The organism is Vibrio sp. 1580, assembly GCF_033340055.1.
On record NZ_JAWOVT010000006.1, the window covers coordinates 212,530 to 234,117 of the forward strand.

A 21,588-nucleotide genomic window follows, 5' to 3' on the forward strand; every position below is an offset into this window, starting at 1 on the left:
AGCATGACTATTTTTCCCTGTACAAAAACACAGCTCCATGGTTAACATACTGCTATGTTAACCATTTTCTTGAGCCCTCTATGTCCGCCCAAATGTTATCTGGCGTCCCATTAACCTCCCTTTCTGGAGTTGGCGCGAAAGTCGCAGAAAAACTCGCCAAAGTTGGCTTACATAGCGTTCAAGATTTGCTGTTTCACCTTCCGTTACGCTACGAAGATCGTACTCGTATTTACCCTATTGCCAAACTGCATGCTGGCCTTTGGGCGGCCGTGCAAGGTAAGGTCATGGCAGTCGACACCATCTTCGGTAAGCGCAAAATGCTAACGGTAAAAATCAGCGACGGTAATGGCACTATCACGCTGCGCTTTTTCAACTTTACCGCAGCCATGAAGAACAATTTCACGCAAGGTAAGTTAGTACATGCTTACGGTGAAATTAAGCGCGGTGGCATGGGTTTGGAAATTGTTCATCCTGACTACAAGTTTTACGTCAGCGAGCAAAAGCCCGATGTAGAACAGAGCTTAACCCCTGTTTATCCCACCACCGATGGATTGCGTCAAATCACATTGCGCAACCTTACCGAACAAGCTTTAGCCCTGCTTGATAAAACCGCAGTGCAGGAATTACTTCCAGCGGGGTTGTATGACCATCAAATCACGATGTCGCAAGCACTGCACACCATTCATCGCCCACCACCAACCATTAATTTAGATGAGTTTGACGAAGGCAAACATCCTGCCCAAATCCGCTTGATCATGGAAGAATTGCTCGCACAAAACTTATCGATGCTGGCGGTGCGTAGCAAAGGTCAGAAGGATTCAGCGCTACCTCTCGGTCCTTGTAATAAACTAAAAACGCAGCTTTTAGCCCAACTGCCTTTCTCTCCTACAAACGCTCAAACCCGAGTCGTACAAGAGATTGAAGCCGATCTAGAAAAACCGCACCCAATGATGCGATTAGTGCAAGGCGATGTTGGTTCGGGGAAAACATTGGTTGCCGCCTTGGCCGCTGTTAGAGCCATTGAGCATGGCCATCAGGTGGCACTCATGGCGCCAACCGAACTATTGGCCGAGCAACACGCTATCAACTTCGCAAACTGGTTTGAGAGAATGGGCATTCAAGTCGGTTGGTTAGCGGGCAAACTCAAAGGTAAGGCAAAGGAAGCCGAGCTGGCTCGTATTGCCAGTGGTGAAGCGCAAATGGTAGTGGGTACTCACGCGCTATTCCAAGAGCACGTTGAATTTCATCACCTTGCTTTGGTCATCATTGATGAACAGCACCGCTTCGGTGTCCATCAGCGATTAGAATTGCGTGAAAAAGGTGCAAAACAAGGCGCTTATCCACATCAGCTCATCATGACAGCAACGCCGATTCCGCGAACGTTAGCCATGACTGCTTATGCTGACTTAGAAACGTCGGTGATTGACGAGTTACCGCCAGGTCGAACACCAATCCAGACTGTCGCGATTCCAGACACCAAACGCAATGATATCGTCGAACGTGTCCGAAATGCCTGCTTAAACGAAGGCAAGCAGGCATATTGGGTGTGTACCCTGATTGATGAGTCGGAAGTATTAGAAGCGCAAGCCGCGGCAGATACCGCAGAAGAGCTTCAACGTAAGCTACCGGACGTAAAAATTGGTCTAGTACACGGACGAATGAAGCCGGCAGAGAAACAAGCGGTGATGCAAGATTTCAAAGACAATAAACTGCATTTGCTGGTCGCAACGACAGTGATTGAAGTTGGTGTGGATGTGCCAAACTCTAGCTTGATGATCATAGAAAACCCTGAACGTCTTGGTTTGGCACAATTACACCAGTTAAGAGGTCGCGTGGGCCGAGGTTCCGTTGCTAGCCATTGTGTGCTGCTGTACCACTCTCCGCTGTCAAAAACCGCGCAAAAACGTCTCGGAGTACTACGTGAAAGTAACGATGGCTTCGTCATTGCGCAGAAAGACCTAGAAATTCGTGGCCCTGGAGAACTATTGGGTACAAAGCAGACAGGTCTTGCTGATTTCAAAATCGCAGACTTAGTTCGAGATCAACGCCTGATTCCCGAAGTTCAGCGTATTGCGCGTCATATTCATGACAATTACCCGACTAACGCAACAGCAATTATCGATCGCTGGTTGGGTGAGCGGGATATTTACTCCAAAGCGTAATGATTGAAAGCGAGCCAAATGGCTCGTTTTTTAATACGCCAAAAACAAAGCAAACGTTTGCTTTTTGAGTAAATCTCTCTATAATCGCGCACAAATTTTTAAGTGTGTTAGATCACACTCCACCAACCTGAGTTGACTCTGATTAACAGCAATCACAGGTAACGACGTCAACTCCACCCTGCTCTCCCATTCAGCGAGAACTAGGGAAATATTGCGACTAGCGAGACAAACAATGACAACTTCAAACCGATCTTCGGAACTGGTCTATCAACTCAACGATCGACCACCTTTGCCTCAAACCATTTTTGCCGCACTTCAGCACTTATTGGCGATGTTCGTCGCGGTTATCACTCCGTCACTGATCATCTGTCAGTCTTTGGGTGTACCTGCAGACCAAACGAACACCATCATCAGCATGTCTTTATTTGCGTCAGGCGTGTCTTCGTTTATTCAAATTCGCACCGTTGGCCCAATTGGCTCTGGTTTGCTCTCTGTTCAAGGCACCAGCTTTAACTTTTTAGGTCCTATTATTGGAGCAGGCCTATCGCTGAAAGCCGGTGGAGCAGACATCAGCACCATGATGGCTGCCATTTTTGGTACGATTTTAGTCGCATCATTTGCAGAAATTTTCCTATCTCGCGTATTGGAGCATGCCCGCCGAATCATCACTCCGCTCGTTTCAGGCATCGTCGTCACTCTTATCGGTCTCACACTGATTCAAGTCGGCTTAGTATCAATGGGCGGTGGCTACGCAGCATTAAATGAAGGAACCTTCGGCAGCTTAGACAAACTTGCTCTGGCTGGGACGGTACTTGGATTAATTGTGATTTTAAACCGCTCGAAAAACCCATACATCCGTGTGGCTTCAATCGTGATTGCGATGCTAGTGGGTTACATCATGGCGTATTTTATGGGGATGGTAGATACTTCTCAGCTAGGCGCAACTGAGATCGTAGCACTGCCCGTACCAATGCAATATGGCTTATCGTTTGACTGGTCTCTGTTCATTCCGCTGGTACTGATTTTCTTTATTACCGCACTAGAGGCCATCGGTGATATTACCGCAACATCTGAAGTGTCTGGTGAGCCAGTAAAAGGCCCAGTGTACATGGAACGCATTAAGGGCGGTGTGTTAGCAGACGGCTTAAACTCCGCAATCGCAGCCGTTTTCAACAGCTTCCCGAACTCAACGTTTAGCCAGAATAACGGCATCATCATGCTAACAGGAGTCGCGAGCCGCTACGTGGGTTACTTTATTTCTGGCATGTTAGTGATTCTTGGCTTGTTCCCAGGTGTCGCTAGCTTTGTTCAGCTGATTCCTGAGCCAGTACTTGGCGGCGCAACGATTGTCATGTTTGGTACGATTGCTGCCGCTGGTGTGCGTATTATCTCTCGTGTTGAGCTCGATCGCCGCGCAATTCTGATCATGGCCTTATCCTTCTCAATGGGACTTGGTATCGCACAAAAACCAGAGATCCTGCAATTTATGCCAGAATTTATTAAGAGTATTTTCTCAACTGGTGTTGCAGCAGGTGGCATCACAGCGATCATTTTAAATCTACTTCTGCCAGAGAAACTGGAAGACGAAGATGAACTTCCTCAGGAAGTGAAAGAGTCTTAAGATTATTGAGAATAAGAAAAGCCCAACCTAATTAGGTTGGGCTTTTTGTTTTAAAGGGTGCGGGCCATCGACTTACTTGGTAGGAAAGCTGATTTGAGCGATTAAACCGCCTTCACTGCGATTACGCATCACCACAGAGCCTGAATGTTGGCTGATTATACGCTTCACAATCGCCAACCCTAGCCCAGTGCCTTCACTACCGCGAGCGGTGTCACCACGCGTAAAGGGTTCAAATAACCTCGCGATTTGAGAATGCTCGATACCCGGTCCGTTGTCCTCTACTGAAATCCACACTAGCTGCTTATCTGCTGTCACACCAGTGCTGATTTTGACCCAGCCATTACCATAACGTAGCGCATTCACAACTAAGTTACTGATCGCCCGCTTAATCGCAATCGCGCTTCCTTTGGCTGGCGGCAAGTTAAGATTAAGATCTGTTTCAATTTCAACCTCATAACCACCTTCAGAACTGGCGACGTCACTGGCAATCGTACTGATATCAACCGCTTCAAACGATTCTTGGTTCACCGGTTTGAGATAATCCATAAACTGACTGATGATCTCATTACATTCTTCCGTATCGCTAATGATCCCCTCCGCAAGATAGCTGTCCTCAGGAGACATCATTTCTGTCGCTAGGCGAATACGCGTCAGAGGCGTTCGTAAGTCATGGCTAATCCCCGCCATTAATAAGGCTCGGTCTTCTTCTAGCTCTTGAATACCTTTCGACATTTGATTAAAGGCTCGAGTTACAGAGCGAATCTCCGATGCGCCTTTCTCTGCTAAGGGGGGCGGGATCTCACCTCGACCGACGTCTTTCGCGGCTCTCTCTAAAGCCAAAAGTGGACGGTTTTGCAAACGAATAAACAACCAACCACCAGCAATGATCAGCAGCGCCATAATCAAGCTGTTACGAAACAGCGGTGCAAAATCTTCTTCTTGCAGCTCAGATAAAGGAATACGAATGATGGAGTTCGGCAACTTTTCGATGTGCATCCACAAGATGTAACTTTCATCGCCAAGCAATAAGCGCACTTCGGTGGGCGAACCTAGCTCTTGGCTCATTTCTTCAGACATCAAATCAATCGACATCGCGTGATGAAATTCAACCGCTTTATCGCTGTCAAGGCTGTGAACCGTCACCCCTAGTCTTTCCAATAATTGACGCCTTAATGGTGCATCAGACTTTAAAGGTCCTTCATCATCAAGCACCAAATTGAGCTCATGGGCGAGAATTTTATTGAACTGCTGCAAACTCGGCATCAACGCGTAGTTAAAAACGGCGTAGTAAGAGAAAACTTGGCTCGCGAGAAGCAAAGAGATGAACAGCAGAATAGATTGTGTCAGTGAACTTCGGATGCGCATGGAACGTTCCTAGTGGTCCTAATCGCGAAATTTCAGCCTTCAAAGGGAAGGTAATGAAGGCTGAAGTTGCTATAGCCAAGTGCTGGCTATGGAGTGAAGAGGTTACACCTCTTTGCCGTCTGGGACGAAAACATAACCTAGGCCCCATACGGTTTGAATGTAGCGCGGCTTGCTCGGATCGTCTTCTAACATGCGACGTAAACGTGAGATTTGTACGTCAATAGAACGTTCCATTGCAGAATATTCACGGCCACGCGCCATGTTCATCAATTTGTCTCGTGACATTGGCTCACGTGCATTCATCACGAGCGCCTTTAGAACAGCAAACTCTCCAGAGGTGAGTGGCATTGCCTCGTCACCGCGGAACATCTCGCGAGTGCCTAGATTGAGTCGGAACTCCCCGAACTCCACCACTTTTTCTTCCGTGCTTGGTGCACCCGGCAACTCTACAGTTTGGCGGCGTAATACGGCCTTGATGCGAGCCAATAATTCGCGTGGGTTAAACGGTTTTGGCAAATAATCATCCGCCCCTACCTCAAGACCTACGATGCGGTCCACTTCATCACCTTTCGCGGTGAGCATTAAGATTGGCAACATATTGTTCGCGTGGCGTAGACGACGACAAATTGACAAACCGTCTTCACCTGGCAACATTAGGTCCAGCACCATTAAGTGAAAGTTTTCGCGCGTTAGTAGGCGATCCATCTGTTCGCCATTGGCGACACTTCGTACCTGAAAACCTTGCTCAGAAAGGTAACGCTCCAATAGAGCACGTAAACGAGCATCGTCATCAACCACTAAAATTTTATGATTTTCTTGCATTGAAACATCCTTTCAGAAGCGTCTATTGTCGAAAATGTATCACTGTTTTTCCTAACGTGCTCAAGCAAATTGTTACTCTTTTTATCTTAAGCGCTTTATTCTCTCTCTAGCAGGTATTTTCAGCACCTACTATTGACCATAATTCCATTCCAGTTCACGTTTGGCCTCAAGCAGCTCTTGCTGTGCCTCCGCCAACTTGTGACGTTTTTTCTCAATTTTGTCTGCTTTACCTGAATGCTGAGCTTCGACTAATTCTTCCTCTCGCTCCTCAACTTCTTTAATCTTTTCTTCCACTTCTGCTTGCAGCTCTTGGCGCAGCTCACCTTCCGAGCATTCATTCTGGATAGCGGAAAGTGCTTGCTCCAAGCCTTTAATGCGATGCTCATTACCTTGCGCTTTTGCATACTCAAGCTGCTGCTCTACCGCTAACTCTTTAGCGTCACAGCCTTTCACTTCATCTTGAGCAAAAACTGAAAGTGAGAAACCTATTGTTAGTGCAGCACTACACATGACTGCTTTGTTCATTTTACTTCTCCGAGAAAGGCACCATGCCTTTATACCAAATATTCTGACGTTGAGACCCAAGTCACTTCTAGTGAACTTCATGAGACTTGAATCGGTGATAAAGCCTCAGTCTTCCGAGGCCGGTTGAGTGTATTCAATTGAGTTGATGAACCACTCTTTTTCACCTTCTGGGGTGCGTACCGTGAACTCTTCATCCACTTGTTTTTTCAACATCGCTCGCGCCATAGGTGAATCGATAGAGATGTAGTCTTTCGCATCGCCATAAATCTCTTCAGGCCCGACAATACGAAACTTTTTCACTTCTCCTACCTCATTTTCTATTTCCACCCATGCACCAAAAAAGACTTTGCCTTCTTGTTGCGGAGAATAGTCAACGATCGTGACTTCTGGCAGGAATTTACGAAGGAAGCGGACACGACGGTCGATCTGACGGAGTAAACGTTTATTGAAGGTGTAATCCGCATTTTCTGAGCGATCGCCCAGGCTCGCCGCCCAAGTGACGATCTTGGTGATTTCCGGGCGCTTTTCATTCCAAAGGTAATCATGCTCTTGTTTGAGTTTGTTGTAACCTTCTCGTGTAATCAGCTTAGTTTTCAAATTAACTCCTATCTCAACTAAAAAATGCTGCTCTTTGGCAGCATTAAGGAGATGATATACCCAAAGATCCAATGTTGTTCAGGCTTTGGGTATCAAGGTGATAAGGCGGCCAGAGTGTTACTTTTCGTAATCCGGTTTTTGCGTCACGATGTAATTCGTATCACTCGAAACAACCGCGCCATGTTTTAGGAAGTTTTTACCTAAAATCATGCTGTAATGGAAGCGACCTCGGTCCTGTAAGTTGACTCGGATCTTCTTCTCTAATTCGCCAAGCTTAACATGCATTTCAACCACAGGGCGTACGTTCGCTTTCTCACCTTTCTTAGCTTTAATACGCATGACATCAACAACAGGCTTGGTAAACGCCTGTTTCATGCCAAGATCGTTCTCATAGGTAAAGCTCACCATGTCTTTGCCGTCTTTCTTAAACTGCTTGATGTTCTTAGCATTGATTGAGCTTACATCTGCACCCGTGTCTAACTTCACAGGGAAAGACATCCCCTCAACCTCAGCCACTTCGATATGGCCAGCTTTGAAAAGTGGCCTTGCATCTAGTAGATGGTCTGCGCGAGTGTTCAGCAACACACCACCCTTGGCTATGTCATGACCAAAGACGAAAAAGGGTTGAGTGTCACCCTCATCAAGCACATCGAGCGCAAACTTCATTGATGTGTCTTTTCTACCGAGAAGAAAGTCTCCTTCGACAACAGGGCGAACCGCGCTGCCAACCTTGAGCTTTTTCAACACTGGTTTGGTGATTTTTTCTTCTTTCCCCTCATCGTTCATTAAATAAAACGTGACGGATTCATCCTTACCTTTTTCTGTTACTTCAAACCCATTTACACGCAGTAATGGCGTTTTCACAGTAAAAGTGGGGTAAGCAGGGACGGTATAACCATCAATGGTGACCTGTTCTTCTGGTGAAACGACAAGAGGTTTTGATTTGAGTGCGCTTTTGAACGTTTTTTCTACGCCACCCAATAGATTTTCTCTGTCCGTATCAATAACAAAGTGCTGACTCGCAACGTCCCGACCTAAGCGAATTTGCGAACTGAACTTACTGCGATCACGCAGATACACCAACCAACGTTGAGTTTCGTTTTCGCCGACTTTGACGGGTAAATAGACTAAAGGACGCTCGCTTTTGGTCGTTTTCAGCATTCGTACCAAGGGTAATGTCATTGGATGACGCTTGCCATTCTCGCCCTCTAACATAAAAGAGACTTCGTTATGCTTTTTGTCTACCTTGATGTCCAGTGCATGGACGTTGGTATAACGGCTAGAAGTTGAAATGCTGATCTTATATGGCACACCTTCGACTTCAACCGTCTCTTTTTTGCCAATCATTTTTGCGCTTGGCTGTTCTTGAAGATAATCGTAACCAGCGAAGACCCATGCGTTATCATCGAGATAAGTTTTACCAATCAAGATAGGAGAAGAGAATTGCGTACGCTTGGTCAGGTTCACTTCCGTATCAACGGTGTGACCAGCGATTGTCATCGGCATTTTTATTGTCGGGCGTAGGATGGGCTTTTTGCTTGTTCGACTGCGAATCGCGCTCACTCTTTCCAGATCATCGGTAATCTGTATTTCCTTCCCTGTATAAGGGTGAGGAACCGTAAAGCTAACCTTTACTTGATATGGCTTAAAGCTGTCGGCGTCCCACTTGGCCTTCGTACCACCTAAGTCATCGACAATCGCCCAAAGTAACTCGTTATCTTTCAAATCTTGGTAATCTGGGTGTGAGCTACTGACATGGATATTCTCCGCATGCATCGATGTCGTATCTGCACCAGTATCAATCTTGCCAATAAATGGCACCGCTTTTAGTTCCGGAATATCACTGTAATAGACGCTCTCCACACGCCCTAGTACCAATTTGTTATCGAGCTGATAAACGGGAGCTTGTGTGGTTCCTGAGATAGACTGCGCCCAACTAAGCGGGGCGACAAGTAAGGCACTCGTAAGCGCTAACGCCAAAGACATTTTTTTCATCATGATTATCCGTATAAGCCGAGGTACATTTAGTGATATCAACAACCGTGGAATTAGGTTAGTCGATAACTGCGGATATAAGTTCTCAATTTAATTACAGTTTTGACATAAATCTGACTGATGTCCACCAGCGCCCGGTAAATTTTTGCCTCGTTAATTTAAAACATTGCAAATTCTTCGAACGACCCCAATGTTCTATACAACCAAAACCGAATTAAAAGAGAAAACACGGATGAGCCAAGCTATCTGTCGCATGATTGCTCAAGAACTGAATGTTCGCCCAGAGCAAGTCAACGCCGCTGTCACCCTAATTGATGATGGCAACACCGTCCCTTTTATTGCACGTTACCGCAAAGAGGTGACGGGGGGCCTTGATGATACCCAGCTGCGTACTTTGGACAGCCGTCTGTCTTACCTTCGTGAAATGGATGATCGCCGTCAAACCATCCTCAAATCAATCCAAGAGCAAGGCAAACTGACGCCAGAGCTAGAACAAGAGATCGCGCAGGCAGACAGTAAAACTCGTCTTGAAGACTTATACCTACCTTACAAACCAAAGCGTCGTACGAAAGGTCAGATCGCGATTGAAGCTGGTCTTGAGCCGCTCGCAGATCAGCTTTGGAATCACCCACAAACCGAGCCAGAAAGCGAAGCAAGCAAATACCTTGATGCAGACAAAGGCATCGCAGACACCAAAGCTGCATTGGATGGCGCTCGCGCGATCATCATGGAGCGCATCGCAGAAGACGCAAACTTACTGGAAAAAATTCGCAACCACTTAAATCGCAATGCGGAACTGGTCTCACGAGTCGTTGAAGGCAAAGAGCAAGAAGGCGAGAAGTTTAAAGATTACTTCAACCACAACGAGCCCCTAAGCAAAGTGCCATCGCATCGAGCACTGGCGATGTTGCGTGGCCGTAACGAAGGCTTCCTGACATTGGCAATGAATGCTGATCCAGAACAGGAAGAAGGCGCTCGTCAGTCTTACTGCGAAACGATTATCGCTGACCATTATGGCGTGACACTTAGCAGCGCACCTGCGGATACCTGGCGTAAGCAAGTGATCAGCTGGGCATGGCGCATCAAAGTATCGATGCACATGGAAACCGAGCTAATGGGCGCAATGAAAGAGCGCGCTGAAATCGAAGCGATTGAAGTATTCGCCACTAACCTAAAAGACTTGTTGATGGCAGCACCGGCTGGCCCTCGTGCAACACTTGGTCTCGATCCGGGTCTGCGTACAGGTTCAAAAATCGCGGTTGTCGACTCAACAGGTAAAGTGCTTGCAACCGAAACCATCTACCCTCACCCACCACAAAAACAATACGACAAGTCAGCACAAATCGTTGATCAGTTGGTGCGTAAGTACAACGTGGCTTTGATTGCGATTGGTAACGGTACGGCTTCACGTGAAACCGACAGCTTTGTCGCAGACGTCATCAAACGTGGCAACCTGAAAGTTCAGAAGATCATCGTAAGTGAAGCGGGTGCATCGGTTTACTCAGCGTCTGAGCTTGCAGCAAAAGAGTTCCCGAATATGGACGTATCACTGCGTGGTGCAGTGTCGATTGCACGTCGTTTGCAAGATCCATTGGCTGAACTCGTGAAAATTGATCCGAAATCTATTGGTGTGGGTCAATACCAGCACGATGTAAGCCAATCTATGTTAGCAAAACGCCTAGATGCGATTGTGGAAGACTGTGTAAACGCGGTTGGTGTTGATGTGAACACCGCTTCTGCCGCACTATTAACACGCGTAGCAGGCTTGTCGAGCACTATCGCGCAAAACATTGTCGACTTCCGCGATGAAAACGGTCGTTTCGAAGCTCGTACAACCTTGAAAAAAGTACCTCGCTTGGGTCCTAAGGCATTCGAGCAGTGTGCGGGCTTCCTGCGTATTATGGATGGTAAGAACCCACTTGATGCGTCTGCGGTTCACCCAGAAGCGTACCCAGTAGTCAAAGCGATTTCTGAGAAGAACAACAAAGATATCAAAGCACTGATTGGTGATTCAAGCTTCCTTAAAGGTCTGCATGCGGTCGATTACACCGACGATAACTTTGGCGTTCCAACCATTACAGACATCATCAAAGAGCTGGATAAGCCGGGTCGTGACCCACGTCCAGAATTCAAAACGGCGACGTTTGCAGAAGGTGTAAACTCGGTATCTGACTTGGAACCGGGCATGATTCTAGAAGGCGTGGTGTCTAACGTAGCCAACTTCGGTGCCTTCGTTGATATCGGCGTTCACCAAGATGGTCTTGTGCATATTTCTGCACTGACAGATCGTTATGTGTCTGACCCACGTGAAGTGGTGAAAGCGGGCGACATCGTCAAAGTGAAAGTGATGGAAGTTGACGTGCAGCGTAAGCGTATTGGTCTATCGATGCGTATGAACGACGAACCGGGTCAAGACAACCGCAGCCAACGCTCATCAGCAGCGCCACGTCGTAATGACCAACCGCAGCGTCGTCAGCCTCGCCGTGATGATTCGTCATCGAACAGCGCGATGGGCGGTGCGTTTGCTGCAGCGTTTGCTAAAGCGAAAAAGTAACCTTACCTAGGCTTCACCGCTAACGAGCTTTCATAACTAAAAAGAAAACGCTCCAATCAGTCAACCTGCTTGGAGCGTTTTTGTTTGAGTAGGATATTGAGTCGTCATAATACTGCTATCACTTCTGACGGGGTATGGGGAGCGACTGCATGACCATAATGAAACTTGATCACCTTCCTGCGCTTTTCCATTAATCCTTCATTGATCGCAGCATCCAAAATGCGCTTTGGTAAGCGAAAGCGGATCGCGTAGCCTTTCCCCTGGTCTTCACTATACGATTTGAGCGCAAGCAAACTAAAAAGCCGTTCTAGTGTATCTTCCGGCTCTTCTTGATAACGCGTGTCGACTTCCGTTTCCATATCATAATCAGGATGCTCTGAAGGATCCCAAGAAGACTGACGTCGGCGCTTGTCATCACCTTTTACTTTTCGCTCTGCATTGGTTTTGGCCAATGCGACCGTTGGCGTTACAGGCTCTCGGACTTTATTGTCGCGAGCTGCTTGTTCCGTCTGCACATTCACGGATGGGGCGATCAGTGGCACACTTACGTTGGTCGGTGACACAATCATTGCGAACCCTCCTCAGAGTCGCCCAACTCGTCAATATGGCTTAGCTTTATTGGCTAATAAAACCTCACCAGCCTTTATATCGACCACTTTTTAAACAACTTGAGGTATTTCCGCTCGTACTTGCTCAATCGTGAGCAAACTCTCGGATTTGAACACAAAATTCGTCATGTTCGGTGATAAAAGGCGCATGAGAGGACTGATTAAAAACAAACTGCTGGGTATGAGGCAACTGTTCACTTAAATCATTAGCTACTTTAATTGGCACCAACCCATCTAAACGGCCATAAAGACGCAACATTGGAACAGAAAGAGACGTCAACGCATCGCGCAGATCCACATCAGCAAGGATGTTTAGCCCAACCAACAGCGATTCAGGGTTTGGCTGAGGGCGCGATAGTACCGCTTGCTTGAGCTGTTTAACGTCTTTACGCGCTGATGGGCTGCCCATCGCTTGCAACGCCATAAAGCGCTCAATGGTCAGTGAGAAATCTTCTAGCAACTGAGAGGTGAACGCACTCAGTACATTCGGTTGAATGCCACGCCACGGTTTTTCTGCGGCAAATTTAGGTGAGCTGGCAACCGTAATCAACTTAGCCACGCGCTCGGGCATATTTAATGCCACATGCGTCGCCACTAAACCTCCGAGGGACCAACCAAGCCAAATCGCTTTCTCTGGCGCACCTTGCACCACCAAGTTAGCAATATGGTCTAAATCTTCAGCATGAGATTCGGCGCTATGTCCGTACCCCGGAAGGTCAACCACATGAACTCGGAAATAAGGTTGAAGAGACTCGACTGTCTGCTGCCATACCGCACCATTCATGCCCCACCCATGAAGTAACACCAAATCTGGTCCCTGACCAAATGACTGCCAGTGTAATTTCGTGCTCATGCTCTCAATCTCTCCCACTTATTTTATTCCCTACGGCTTCAGCCAAGCGTTAGGCTGAGTAAAATATCACCATGAATAAACGCTATGTTATCTCATCACTGGCAAAACATCATGCATCGCGTATTGAGCAGTCAATGCGGCCTGTGTCGGTTCCCTATTCAAACACCAAGCCACACAAATACTCTGCGCTGGTGCGAGCACTGTTTAAAATACCTAACTCCGGTAAAACGATGTCAACGCTGCGGTTTATCATTACAGAAAGAAGAAATGAGTACGGATAGTATTTGTGGTGAATGTCTTTCAAAGCCACCGCCATGGCAAAGGCTATACACGTTAGGCGATTACGACTTTCCCCTTTCACGGGAAGTACAACGCTTTAAAGATCACGGAGAGTCTTGGCATGTAAAAGCATTAACCGAGCAACTGGCACAGCGCATCACCACGCCAGCTCCAATCATTACCAGTGTGCCATTGCACTGGCAGCGTTACCTGCGCCGGGGTTTTAATCAAAGTGATGTTTTAGCCCGACACCTCGCCAAGCAATTGCAGACTAATTTTGATGCGAAGGTCTTTCGTCGAGTAAGGCTCGCCCAATCACAGCGTGGTAATACCAAAACAAGCCGTGAACAAAACTTAAAAGGCGCGTTTATTCTCAATAAGCGCCCTCACTCTTCCCATGTTGCCATCGTCGATGATGTAGTCACCACAGGCAGTACCGTCCGACAATTATGTCATTTACTACTTGAAGTTGGCGTAGAAAGCATCGATATTTACTGCATCTGCAGAACACCTGCTCCTCGTTCTCTCTAGATCGCTTCGCCATGCCTTAGCATCAAAAAGACTAGACCCATACGTCAACAAGAGTAGAATAGCAGCAGTAACCTACAAATTTACTCGGGTATTCGTCGTGTCAAATATTACTATTACAGAAACTGCGCAAACGCATTTCGCTAACCTTTTAGGTCAACAACCTGAAGGCACTAACATTCGTATTTTCGTTGTGAACCCAGGTACACAAAACGCTGAGTGTGGCGTGTCTTACTGCCCACCAGAAGCAGTAGAATCGACCGACACTGAACTCTCTTACAGCGGTTTTTCAGCTTACGTGGATGAGCTGAGCCTGCCATTCCTTGAAGACGCTGAAATCGATTTTGTTACCGATAAAATGGGCTCTCAGCTAACGCTAAAAGCACCTAACGCTAAAATGCGTAAAGTTGCGGACGACGCACCACTGGTTGAGCGCGTTGAGTACGTTATCCAAACCCAAGTCAACCCACAGCTTGCTGGCCACGGTGGTCACGTAAACTTGGTTGAGATCACTGAAGACGGTGTTGCAATTGTTGCATTTGGTGGCGGTTGTAATGGCTGTTCTATGGTTGACGTAACACTAAAAGAAGGCATCGAGAAAGAGCTGCTAAACCAGTTCATTGGTGAACTAACCGCAGTTCGTGATGCTACAGAACATGACCGTGGTGATCACTCTTACTACTAAGAGTAAACACTGTCAGAAAATGGGAGGCTTCGGTCTCCCATTTTTGTATCGATACTGAGGTGATGCTGAGATGCTTAGCTCGACTCGTAAAATCCGCTAGAAACTCAGGCGGAGTTCTCATATATTAAGAATCTTACGCATCTCGTAAACGCCAACGACACCAAGGAGCCAGCGTCATGCCGAAACGAACCCCACCAGAGATACTCTCATGCCAGACGGTTGCAAAATCCAAACTGTTTGCTGTGGAAGCGCTCGACCTTCGTTTTTCCAATGGTGAGCATCGTACTTATGAGCGTATGAAGCCAAGTGGACGAGATGCTGTAATGGTGGTTCCTGTAACAGAACAAGGCGATTTATTACTGGTGCGTGAATACGCCGCTGGAACTGAACGTTACGAGCTAGGTTTCCCAAAAGGGCTGATTGACCCAGGAGAAACACCACACCAAGCTGCGGATCGTGAGTTAAAAGAAGAAATCGGCTTTGGCTGTAATCAGTTAACCCCGTTGAAACAAGTTATCCTCGCGCCATCTTACTTTTCGAGCAAAATGACTCTATTTTTAGGACAGGCGCTTTATCCAGAGAAGCAAGAAGGCGATGAGCCTGAACCACTGGAAATTGTGCGTTGGCCACTTGCGCAAGCCGAAGAGTTATTAACTCACATGGATTTCTGTGAAGCACGAAGCATCACAGCGCTAATGTTGGCACTGAAACACTTACCAAACACCACTCACAAGCATAACCAATAACGGTCATTAGAACCGAATAACACTGTGAGTAAGGACTATCACTTATGCCAATGACAAAAGATCTATCTCACCTACTTCCTCAAGTCATCGAGATTGCCCGCAGTGCTGGGCAAATGATCCTCGAAATATATGAAAAGAAGCAATACGAGGCCTACACCAAAAGTGACGAAACTCCCGTAACAAGTGCAGATATTGCAGCTCACAAGTTCATCACTGAACGCTTGAGTGATCTGACGCCTGACATTCCCGTGTTGTCAGAAGAAGACGCAGACATAAGCTTAGAGCAACGCGCTCAGTGGGAACGTTATTGGTTAGTCGACCCTCTTGATGGTACTCAAGAATTCATCGCTCGCAGTGGTGACTTTGCCACTATTATCGCGTTGGTCGACAACAATCGACCAACCATGGGCGTCGTTTACGGTCCTGTATCTGGCGTGACTTACTACGCTTATAATGGCAAAGGCGCCTGGAAAATTCCCGACATGTCGGACAGCGTCAAAATCCATACACACAAACACGAACAGCCAGAGCAAAGCATCGCAATTGCTATTAGTCGTCGCCAAGACATCAATCGTATTACTAACCGTATGAGCAGCGCCTGGAATTACGACTTAATACCGCTCGGTTCTGCGGCATTGAAAGCATGCCTCGTCGCGGAAGGGGCGGTAGATTGCTATCTCCGACTAGGTCCAACAGGTGAGTGGGACACCGCTGCGACACAATGCATTGTTGAAGAAGCTGGCGGACGTATTCTCAGCACGCAATTAGAACCGCTGTCATATAACGAGCGGGAAACACTAGAAAACCCGAATTTTATTGTTCTTGGTGATGCGGATTTACCTTGGAATGAGATTTTACAACGCAAAGATTAAGCGCCCTATCGGTAAAATTTAGAGCACAAAATTCTAGCAATAGAAAGGCCACGAATATCTTCGTGGCCTTTTCTTTTTGACCTTCTGTACAGCACTTGGAGTATTTGGCCTACTATGTTCCAATTGCCTGCAAAGCTGAACGAAAGAAAACAAATCAATTAAAAATCATGGTTTTAAATTTCCATTCATTCCCAATGTACAGCGAATAGAGGTTTTAGCTTACGATGATCCAAAAGCAAAAAGAGCTGCACAATAGCAGCTCTTTTAAGATATTGGATTTTGTCACGATAGGTTAGAAGCGCCCTTGGTAATTAAACTCATATTGACCTTGAGCATTCGGCTTACCCAACCATTTCAGTTGCTCCCCCATGCTGGATGGGAACTCTGCACCAGGTTTGAACCACGCTTTGGTTGAGTACCGTTGATTAGGCATCAGTTCAGCGGAAAACGCCGCAGAGACTTGTTTGCTGCTCTGCTCACCAGTTGCCGTCAATACACTATCCTGACAGTTTATATCGGCAATCACAGGACCGAGATCTAAGCTGCCAACGGGGCTTTGAATACCACTGGCATTCCATACTAAAGTGCCTTCACCGTCCTTACACCAAGGCGCAGCATAAGTCGCATGACGAATATTCAGCTCAAGCTGCCCATCAACACCAACAGGCACAGGGAGGCGTGCTTGCTCAACAACTTTTACCGCCGGAATCGAGGCAACTAAGTTTTTGGCATAAGGGCCATCACTTAAGCTATAGCCGACAAAACCGCGCCCACGGACGTCCATTTCACTACCACGACCAAAGCGCACAGCAAACTCAGCTTTACCTGTCAGTAGACTCGACCATTGGAAATCCCAATTAACTTCTCCAAGGTTCTGGCGCTGCCAACGAATACTAGAAGCTTGACCTTGCCATACCGAACCGTTGGCTCCTTGAATGTCCAGGCCTCTCACTGTTGGTGCTTGTTGTAACACCCAAGAGACTGGTAATCCCATTAAAAGACTGACTGAAAAAAAGACGATAAAGATAACAACGTAAAGTACTGCTCGCTTCACCTTAACCTCGCTTAAACTGAAGGCGGTTTACATCGATCATGCCCGCTTGCTCTGTTCGGTCGATATCTAAAAATTCGACTTCAATACCCTGTTGCTCTTTCAAGTAACGTAACCAATCCACTAGTTGATTAAACGCGAGTGGTTTGATCCACACTTGAACGCTCTCATTACGAGGTTGTACTCGAATCAACTCAACTTTATAACGACGAGCTGAAGAAGAAACCAACTGATTCAACGGTTGACTAGAGTAGCTCACACCGCTGCTTTTTCGCAGTGCAGTGATGCCATCCGCTTTATCTTGTACCCAAGCTAGCAACTGCTTTTCACTTTGAATACGTGACTGAGCTAGCTCCGCACGTTGACTCATTGGCTGTAATAAACCCCAATAAATAATACCGATAACGGCAATAGCGCCACATCCCATGACCAAACGCTGCTCACGCTGCGAGATGCTGCTCCACCAAACCTGAGCTTGAGAAATTAAATTTTTCATCATCACCTCACAAACGCTTCAAAACAAAGCTGCCAACCACAACGTTATCGCTACGGTTCAACTGACCTTGCTCAACATTAAACTTCTCTGCCAATTTCACACGAGCCTGCTCAAAAGGTTGGAAGTCTGAACTACGAGCCTGAATACGTACTTCGCCACGTTGTCCGTCGTATTTAAAGCTAGTGATCTCCAAGTCACTGACCTGACCAAGCGTCGCGGGTAATGCCGCCAACCATGACAACATTGCCTGCTGACCACTTCCACCAGATAAGCGGCGCTCTTCATCATCCATTTGTCGTTTGAGGTAACTAACGGTAGGAATGCGTCGTTTATTTGGGAACACCTGGCGGAAAATACGCTCACTCTCCTCACGATACGCTTGAGCTTGTGCTTCGTACTTGTGGACCACGAGCAACTGCTGCGCAACCATGACGACAATAAGCACCCCCGCAGCAATGGTGGCTTTTTGCCAGAGCTTCCAGTATTTACCCCAAGAAGATTTCGGCTTGAAGCTCCCAGTCAGCAAATTGACTTTGCTTTCTGTCACCCCCTTCGCCAGTAAAGCCATCGTCATTTCTTCTGGTTGCGGATCCCATATTTCAGGTAACGCAGATTCCGGGACCGAGCTAAAGCAATCGAGCTTCCAACCTTCATGATTTTGTAGATAAGAAGAGAGGTAAAGGTCTAACCAAGAAGCGTCGACAACCGCGCCCTCTGTCGCAGAGTGACGAATTAGCCATTGCTCGCCAATCATTGCAGCACTGCTGTGATCTCCACGAACCGGTAACGCAAGCACATCGGGTAAAATGCGTTTAATGGCGATACCTTGGCTTGAGAAACGTTGCAGTACAGTCTGAATCCAAGCACGTTCAACTGCGCAAATCTGCGCTTTATCCGCTTGTTTACCCAACACGCTAAAGTGCAGGCCATCAACGTCCTGAGCAACTTCGTCTTCCACTAAGTACGGTAACATCGCCTCGAATTGGCGTGTTGCACCAGGCGGTATATCCACTTGCGTCAGGACCACATCATTACTCGCCAACAGCGCCACAACTTGGCGCTGACCAGCATATGAGACCAATTCATCTAAGTGTTCCCACCCGGCGATTTCACCGCTAGCAATCACTTCCTGTTGATCTGTCGACCACACCACCCAAGGAATGGTACTTTGTTGTTCGCTACTCAGCCGAACGGTCAGAAACTCGCTCACTGATCCCTCCAAAACGACGGCGAACTACGGTCACCGTTTCTCTATTTGTACTTTGCAAAAGGCTTCGGATACGTACACGTGATTCATCCACCAACACTTGTGCATCCAATTCAAAAAAGGCGCTATCCACACCCAAATAGCCTTTGGCGTTTTTCTTTACATCTTCACTTAAGCCAGCCATTTCTGACTCTGCTAAAAATTCATCAATGCTATCCCACCCATCAAATGGGCGTTTTTCAATTAGCTGAATCGCATCACTACTGCTTAAGTTTGGTGAGAACATTGCCACCAAAATCGGAGTTTGCTCAACATCAATCGTATTCACGTTTAAACGCCAGTCATCACTTGGCAATGCACAGACCAACGGCTCCAATTTTTGGAAAATTTCACCACTCACCTGATAGACAGCCCGTAACTCGGAAGCATCTGCCATCCAACCATTTGATGCCAAATAGGAAGGTTTCATCGCTTCATATGTGCTGTCTTCAACCCCAGTAGTCGAACGGACAGAGTCATCAGCATCAATGTATTCCCAAGTAGAGTCTGCAATGATTTCTGCTTGATATGGCTCGACATCCAACTCTTCTAATAGGCGCTGCAATACATTCACTAAATATGGTCTTGTAATTTGCTGACCCGTTGGTTGCACACGACTCAATACATTTAGATTAAAGCACGCTTGCTTGTCTCTAATTCGTCCCGCCGCTTGACCATAATCTAACGGATAGACTTGCTCTTTTATCGCCCACGGTTGACTCATATTAATCGTGTCGGTGTCTTTATAACTTTGTTCGATACCCACTTTTGCTAGCGCCTCGACGCCAAGGCTGTACCAGTACGCTTGCTGGTAATTGATTTGATTAGCGCCTCGCTGAAACTGTAAGAACAAACGTTCCGACATGCTGGCGGCAACCGTCGCCATAATCGCCAGCAACATCAACACTATAATCAAAGCAACACCGCGCTGACGGTTAACCATTATTGCTGTCTCCTGAACTTTCCTCTTTCTGACTCAATGTGCCATCAGGAGTGAGATAAGTGCGGGCAATTTCTCCATAGTCTTTGAGAGTGAGAACAACAGAAACCGCTTTCGGCAGCGCTTTTTCTTCAGCCCACTCTTTTTTCCATTGCTTACCATCATAGAAACGCATATCAAATGACTCGACCTGCGTTAGCAATGGAGTAACAGTACCTTGTTGCCCAACCGGCGTATCAGGATAGCGCCACCATACTCGCTGCAGTGTTTCTTCTTTTAAGCGATAGCCAACCTTGGTTACTTCTCCACGAGGGAACTGCTGCTGAGGATTGTGCCAACCTAAACGGGCAAACATCAGCCCTTTAGTATCGGAGTCCAACAGGTAATCGGACCAAAAAATTAGCCGGCTAGCAGGCTCTTCACCATTAGTACGTGTTTGACGCATCGCCATTTGACGAAAATCGTTATCCATCATAACCATGGCACGCTGAATTTCGTTTAAGCGTTGGGTTCGTTCTTGTGATAGCGCATTGCTACGCTGTACTTGCGATACCACTTGGTACGCTGCGACACTTAAACTGGCAAAGATGGCAATCGATACCAACACTTCAATAAGTGTAAAACCTTTTACCCTTTGGCGCGTGTTTGCGCGGAGATGATTATTGCGCCACATAGCTTCGTACCGTTACTACAGGGCTCGCGCTTTTCTCTACCGAGACGCTCACATCAAATGCTTTCAGCAATGGCTGCGTCGTGGCGACTGGCGTGACTTTCCAGAACCAAGTGCGTCCTGCCAGCTCTTCTGTGCCGTTTTTCGCTTTGAGTTCTCCGGTATTCAACATCACATTTGCCATCTGATTATCCACAACCATGGCTGCAAACATTTTTTCTTCTAGATAACTGATTGTATTAATATGCTGGCTCACAGAGCGAATGACACTGATGGCAGCGGTAGCGAAAATTGCCAGTGCGACCAATACTTCCAGTAAGGTCATGCCTCTCGTCCGGCGATGACTCAAATTTGGGCGAGCTTGCTTAAAATTGCGCATTCTCATCCTCTTTCACTTCTTCGCCCGGAGCTAATAACAAAATTTGTCCACTTTCTTTGCCAATGACTCGCCAACCGTCATTAAAGGCATCACCATTTTGCGGAAAAAAAGACAGGGTAAATGGCGTGACTTCGGCGCTGGAAAAGATAAACACTTGCGGTGGCTCAATTTTCTTTTCGTCCTCTTCTTCTGCGAACATGTCTTCATCAAAAAGAGAACCTGGTTTGAATAAGCGCTCATCATTATCCCAAGCACCACCTCCGAGCTCGAGTTGTAGCGTAATATCTTCTTCTAGCTTGGTTTTGCTCGGAATCTGCTTTAATTTCAGAGGCTGCCAACCTTCTGAGGTTAAACTCAGTAGAGCGTAGGTCGATTTGGCATCATCCACTCGAACGCCAAAATCTTTACCGCTCAGCACCGCTTCTTCATTGAGCAGCTGTAAACGCTGAAAAAAGCTTTGAGCATACTGTTTGGAAAGATCTTTTTGGCTAGTCGGTAACGTCGAGATCACGGCCACAGCCGTAAGAGATAGCAAAACCAGCACCAATAGAATTTCTATCAATGTAAAACCGTTATGTTTTCGCATTTGTTTCA

The 21,588-nt window shown here is 46.9% G+C and carries 21 protein-coding genes; 7 read left to right on the forward strand and 14 right to left on the reverse strand.

Annotated features, from left to right (window positions below; translation table 11 throughout):
- Nucleotides 1-80: 80 nt before the first annotated feature.
- Together recG and R7093_RS11990 are read left to right on the forward strand one after the other, a co-directional pair.
- Nucleotides 81-2,162 carry an ATP-dependent DNA helicase RecG gene (gene recG, locus R7093_RS11985; protein WP_033905919.1) on the forward strand — a complete coding sequence of 694 codons (2,082 nt, stop codon included), beginning with the start codon at nt 81-83 and terminating at the stop codon, nt 2,160-2,162.
- Nucleotides 2,163-2,394: 232 nt separating this feature from the next.
- Complete coding sequence (locus R7093_RS11990) at nt 2,395-3,783, forward strand: uracil-xanthine permease family protein (RefSeq protein ID WP_033905917.1); 1,389 nt, start codon at nt 2,395-2,397, stop codon at nt 3,781-3,783.
- A 72-nt stretch (nt 3,784-3,855) separates the two neighbouring features.
- Here the strand turns inward: R7093_RS11990 and envZ are convergent, their stop codons facing one another.
- From envZ to R7093_RS12015, 5 genes are all read right to left on the reverse strand, one after another.
- Nucleotides 3,856-5,148 (reverse strand): two-component system sensor histidine kinase EnvZ, encoded by a 1,293-nt coding sequence (gene envZ, locus R7093_RS11995; protein WP_017635003.1) that lies wholly within the window; start codon nt 5,146-5,148, stop codon nt 3,856-3,858.
- 102 nt (nt 5,149-5,250) lie between these two features.
- On the reverse strand, nt 5,251-5,970 hold the full coding sequence (ompR, locus tag R7093_RS12000) for a two-component system response regulator OmpR (protein WP_005379333.1): 720 nt from the start codon (nt 5,968-5,970) through the stop codon (nt 5,251-5,253).
- A 129-nt stretch (nt 5,971-6,099) separates the two neighbouring features.
- Nucleotides 6,100-6,495, reverse strand: a complete 396-nt coding sequence (locus R7093_RS12005; protein ID WP_171343037.1) for a DUF1090 domain-containing protein — start codon at nt 6,493-6,495, stop codon at nt 6,100-6,102.
- A 105-nt stretch (nt 6,496-6,600) separates the two neighbouring features.
- A complete protein-coding gene (gene greB, locus R7093_RS12010) occupies nt 6,601-7,092 on the reverse strand; it encodes a transcription elongation factor GreB (protein WP_176311232.1) in 492 nt (163 codons plus the stop codon).
- A gap of 117 nt (nt 7,093-7,209) precedes the next feature.
- On the reverse strand, nt 7,210-9,090 hold the full coding sequence (locus R7093_RS12015; protein WP_104979934.1) for an ATP-dependent zinc protease: 1,881 nt from the start codon (nt 9,088-9,090) through the stop codon (nt 7,210-7,212).
- Nucleotides 9,091-9,319: 229 nt separating this feature from the next.
- Here R7093_RS12015 and R7093_RS12020 point away from each other — a divergent pair, with 229 nt between their 5' ends.
- Nucleotides 9,320-11,641, forward strand: a complete 2,322-nt coding sequence (locus R7093_RS12020) for a Tex family protein (RefSeq protein WP_176311231.1) — start codon at nt 9,320-9,322, stop codon at nt 11,639-11,641.
- A gap of 104 nt (nt 11,642-11,745) precedes the next feature.
- Here the strand turns inward: R7093_RS12020 and R7093_RS12025 are convergent, their stop codons facing one another.
- Together R7093_RS12025 and bioH are read right to left on the reverse strand one after the other, a co-directional pair.
- Nucleotides 11,746-12,210, reverse strand: a complete 465-nt coding sequence (locus tag R7093_RS12025; RefSeq protein WP_005379316.1) for a hypothetical protein — start codon at nt 12,208-12,210, stop codon at nt 11,746-11,748.
- A gap of 124 nt (nt 12,211-12,334) precedes the next feature.
- Entirely contained in the window at nt 12,335-13,102 is a 768-nt protein-coding gene (gene bioH, locus R7093_RS12030) for a pimeloyl-ACP methyl ester esterase BioH (protein ID WP_005384724.1), read from the reverse strand.
- Nucleotides 13,103-13,186: 84 nt separating this feature from the next.
- On the opposite strand from bioH, the gene R7093_RS12035 reads away from it, so the two are divergent.
- From R7093_RS12035 to cysQ, 4 genes are all read left to right on the forward strand, one after another.
- Nucleotides 13,187-13,912 carry an amidophosphoribosyltransferase gene (locus tag R7093_RS12035; protein ID WP_033905914.1) on the forward strand — a complete coding sequence of 242 codons (726 nt, stop codon included), beginning with the start codon at nt 13,187-13,189 and terminating at the stop codon, nt 13,910-13,912.
- A 97-nt stretch (nt 13,913-14,009) separates the two neighbouring features.
- A complete protein-coding gene (gene nfuA, locus R7093_RS12040; RefSeq protein ID WP_005379313.1) occupies nt 14,010-14,594 on the forward strand; it encodes a Fe-S biogenesis protein NfuA in 585 nt (194 codons plus the stop codon).
- A gap of 176 nt (nt 14,595-14,770) precedes the next feature.
- Nucleotides 14,771-15,340 carry an ADP compounds hydrolase NudE gene (nudE, locus tag R7093_RS12045; protein WP_005379309.1) on the forward strand — a complete coding sequence of 190 codons (570 nt, stop codon included), beginning with the start codon at nt 14,771-14,773 and terminating at the stop codon, nt 15,338-15,340.
- A gap of 44 nt (nt 15,341-15,384) precedes the next feature.
- Nucleotides 15,385-16,212 carry a 3'(2'),5'-bisphosphate nucleotidase CysQ gene (gene cysQ, locus R7093_RS12050; RefSeq protein ID WP_005379308.1) on the forward strand — a complete coding sequence of 276 codons (828 nt, stop codon included), beginning with the start codon at nt 15,385-15,387 and terminating at the stop codon, nt 16,210-16,212.
- A 292-nt stretch (nt 16,213-16,504) separates the two neighbouring features.
- On the opposite strand, the gene R7093_RS12055 is transcribed toward cysQ, so the two are convergent.
- Genes R7093_RS12055 through R7093_RS12085 form a run of 7 tightly spaced genes read right to left on the reverse strand, consistent with a single transcriptional unit; the run spans nt 16,505 to nt 21,580 of the window.
- Nucleotides 16,505-17,266 (reverse strand): type II secretion system protein N, encoded by a 762-nt coding sequence (locus R7093_RS12055; protein ID WP_171344448.1) that lies wholly within the window; start codon nt 17,264-17,266, stop codon nt 16,505-16,507.
- Between the two features lies 1 nt (nt 17,267).
- Entirely contained in the window at nt 17,268-17,759 is a 492-nt protein-coding gene (locus R7093_RS12060) for a type II secretion system protein M (RefSeq protein ID WP_005383002.1), read from the reverse strand.
- 7 nt (nt 17,760-17,766) lie between these two features.
- Nucleotides 17,767-18,969, reverse strand: a complete 1,203-nt coding sequence (gspL, locus tag R7093_RS12065; protein ID WP_033905912.1) for a type II secretion system protein GspL — start codon at nt 18,967-18,969, stop codon at nt 17,767-17,769.
- Nucleotides 18,938-19,948 (reverse strand): type II secretion system minor pseudopilin GspK, encoded by a 1,011-nt coding sequence (gene gspK / locus R7093_RS12070; protein ID WP_005382999.1) that lies wholly within the window; start codon nt 19,946-19,948, stop codon nt 18,938-18,940. Before gspK ends, gspL begins: the two co-directional genes overlap by 32 nt.
- On the reverse strand, nt 19,941-20,618 hold the full coding sequence (gene gspJ / locus R7093_RS12075) for a type II secretion system minor pseudopilin GspJ (protein WP_132936677.1): 678 nt from the start codon (nt 20,616-20,618) through the stop codon (nt 19,941-19,943). The genes gspK and gspJ overlap by 8 nt, the downstream gene beginning before the upstream one ends.
- Nucleotides 20,605-20,994: a type II secretion system minor pseudopilin GspI gene (gene gspI / locus R7093_RS12080; RefSeq protein ID WP_017635009.1), complete on the reverse strand. Its 390-nt coding sequence runs from the start codon at nt 20,992-20,994 to the stop codon at nt 20,605-20,607. Before gspI ends, gspJ begins: the two co-directional genes overlap by 14 nt.
- Entirely contained in the window at nt 20,981-21,580 is a 600-nt protein-coding gene (locus R7093_RS12085) for a prepilin-type N-terminal cleavage/methylation domain-containing protein (protein WP_017635010.1), read from the reverse strand. The genes gspI and R7093_RS12085 overlap by 14 nt, the downstream gene beginning before the upstream one ends.
- Between the last annotated feature and the right edge of the window lie 8 nt (nt 21,581-21,588).